The sequence below is a fragment of the Polyangium sp. 6x1 genome, from assembly GCF_029946515.1.
Lineage (GTDB): Bacteria > Myxococcota_A > Polyangia > Polyangiales > Polyangiaceae > Polyangium.
The window spans coordinates 1-2,783 of sequence record NZ_JARZHH010000167.1; the positions used below are offsets into that span (position 1 = coordinate 1).

Below are 2,783 nucleotides of genomic sequence, written 5' to 3' on the forward strand. Positions count from 1 at the left end.
GCCGCCGGAGCCGCCGCCGACGCCACCGACGCCGCCGGAGCCACCGACGCCACCGACGCCGCCGGAGCCGCCGACGTCGCCGCCGCCGGATGCGCCGACGCCGCCGGTGCCGCCGACGCCGCCGGTGCCGCCCACGCTCGAGGAAGCGGAGCCCGAAGAGGGCGAGCTCCCTCCGCCGCCGCAATGCAAGCAGAATCCACCGAGAACCAAGGAAAGAAGGAAAGAATGTCGACGCATGTGACCTCCGCGAAGGAGGTCACATTGTCATGTTCACAGCGCGTCCACCAAGGGAAGCACCTTTACGCGCGTCGACACGAGCGCGAGCTGCCCCCTCGGGCATTACGGCGCGATCCGCACGAGCCCGAAATCCGTCCCGCTCTTCGGGTTGAACCCGCGGCCGGCGAGCAGGACCTTTCCATCCGGCAGCAAGAGCCCGTCATACGCGCCCCACGCCCCCGCGGCCGAGACCACCGCGCGCCCCCCATTGCCGAAGCTCGCGTCCGGCTTGCCGTCGGGCAAATACTTGAAGACGATCATCTTGTCGCCGTCGAGCTGCGCCGTGCTCGCCACGTAAAACGAGCGGTCCGGGAGCGGCACGATCGCCGGGGTCTCCCAGGGCATCAGGCGGCCCTCGACCGTCATCTCGACGAGCCCGTTCGTGCCGAACGTCGTGTCACGCACGCCCTTCGCATCGACGCGCGCGACGCCGATCTTGAATGCATGGATCTGGCCCGGCTTGTTGATCACGCCCGCCAGAAGCAAACCACCGTCCGCTTCCTGCACCAGGCGGCTCACCGCGAAGGCATCGTTCACGGCCGCCAGGCCCCCACTGCCGAAGGAGGCGTCGAGCGCGCCGCTCGGGAGCAGCCGGAGCACGAACGAGCTCAGCGTCCCCGTCGAGCCCGCGGCGAGGATCGTGCCGTCGGCGAGCGTCAGCAGCTCTTCGATCGGGCCAGGGATCGTGCTGATCGAGAGCACCCCGTCGCCGTCGAAGCTCGTGTCGAGCGCGCCCGTCCCGAGCAGCCTCGCGAAGTAGGGGAACCCGAGCGGCGACAGGAAGGTGTCGAGCTTTCCTCCGAGGACGACGCGCCCCAGGCCGTCGACGCCGAGCGCGCGAGGATGGCCATGCAGCGGGACCTCTAGGTCGACGATCCCACCCACCCCGAAGCTCGCGTCGAGCGCGCCCGTCGCGTCGAGCCGCGCCACCCGAGAGAGGTTCGCGTCGAAGGTCTCGCCCGCGACGACCACCTTGCCGTCGGATTGCGGCGCGACGCCCACGGCATTGAAGAGCATGTCGAGCACGACGACGCCCTCCGCCCCGAATCCCACGTCGATCGTGCCGTCCGGCAGGTGCCGTGTGATCATCGCGCTCCGAGCGTCGCTGGAGGAGCTCGTCATGCCGGCCGAGATGATCTTCCCGTCCTGCGCCATTCTGACCAGATGGGCGACGTCCGGCGTCGCGCCCGATTGCAGCACGGCCAGGCCGTCCCCCTGTCCGTATGCGGTATCCAGCGCGCCCGCGGGCGTGAGCTGCGCGAGCGTGACGCCGATATCGGGCGGGAACTCCCACTTGCCGGCGGCGAGGACGCTCCCATCCGGTCCCACCGTGATGTCGCGGAGCAAGCCCGTCGCGGGGAGCGGCGCGATCCCCGCCGTCCCATAACTCGTGTCGAGGCTCCCATCGACGCCGAGGCGAGCCACCGCCCTCGTCCCGCCGAAGGCGACGAACCCCATGAGCGTCGATCCATTTGGCAAGGGCTGCACGGACTCCGGGGTTGTCCCTTGGGTGAGCTTCGCGAGCCCGCCGTCGCCGAACGTCGTGTCGGGCTTGCCGCTCGTGTCGAGCCGGAGGACCGCGGCACTGCCGAAGGACCTGCCGGCCACGAGGATCTTGCCATCCATGGTGAGGCGGCAGGTCGAGGGCGCGTGGGACGGCGTCCATGAAGCTTGGGACCACATCTGGAGGTCCGTCGAAATGACGATGCCATCCCCGTCGAAGCTCGGATCGAGCGCCCCGCTCGGCAAAAGCCGCACGATGGCCGTCCCCTCGTTGTTCCCGTGTCTCCCGCAGAGGACGATCTTGCCGTCGTTCGCGAGGACGACGCCCGAGGGGAAACTCTCGTTCTCGAACGGGAGATCGACCTTGCCCTGCTGCCCGAAGCTTTCGTCCACGCTTCCGTCGGCGAGGAGGCGCTGCACGAGATAGCGGACCGGCAGATTGGGCCCCTCGTAGCGGCCGGCGACGATGATCTTGCCGTCGGATTGGAGCGCGATCGAAAACGCCGTGCCTCGGGGGCCGAGCGCGAGGCCTCCTTCGCCGAAGGAAGACACGGGCTTGCCGCTCGCGTCGAAGCGCGCGACGAGCAGCATGTCCCACGCTGTCGCGCCCACGGCGACGATGTCCCCATTCGGCGCGGCGACCACGTCATGGAAGGCGGTCCGGCCGAGGGTGCTCACGAGCACCTTGCCGCCTTCGCCGAAGGAGCTGTCGAGCGTGCCGTCGGCATGGGCGCGGAAGAGCAAGCCCTCGCCGTAGGGACCGTAGAGATCGGCGGAGCTGCCAGCGACGAGGAGCTTGCCGTCCGGCTGGCGCGCCGAGGCATGAACGAGGTCCCAATTGGGCAGGCTCCCGGCCGCCGTGGCGAGGCCCTCCGCGCCGAAGCTCGGGTCGAGCGGCACGATTGCATCGGGGACGCCGCCGCCCGCGCCGCCGGAGCCGCCCGAGCCGCCGACGCCGCCGACGCCGCCCGCGCCGCCGACGCCGCCCGCGCCGTCGCCGCCGG

2 protein-coding genes are annotated in these 2,783 nt (G+C 70.5%); both read right to left on the reverse strand.

The features are described 5' to 3' along the window. Positions 1-237: hypothetical protein (locus QHF85_RS49605; protein ID WP_281334563.1), on the reverse strand; the 237-nt coding region annotated here is incomplete at its 3' end. 102 nt (positions 238-339) lie between these two features. Continuing rightward, the coding region (locus QHF85_RS49610; protein WP_281334564.1) for a delta-60 repeat domain-containing protein at positions 340-2,783 on the reverse strand (2,444 nt) is incomplete at its 5' end.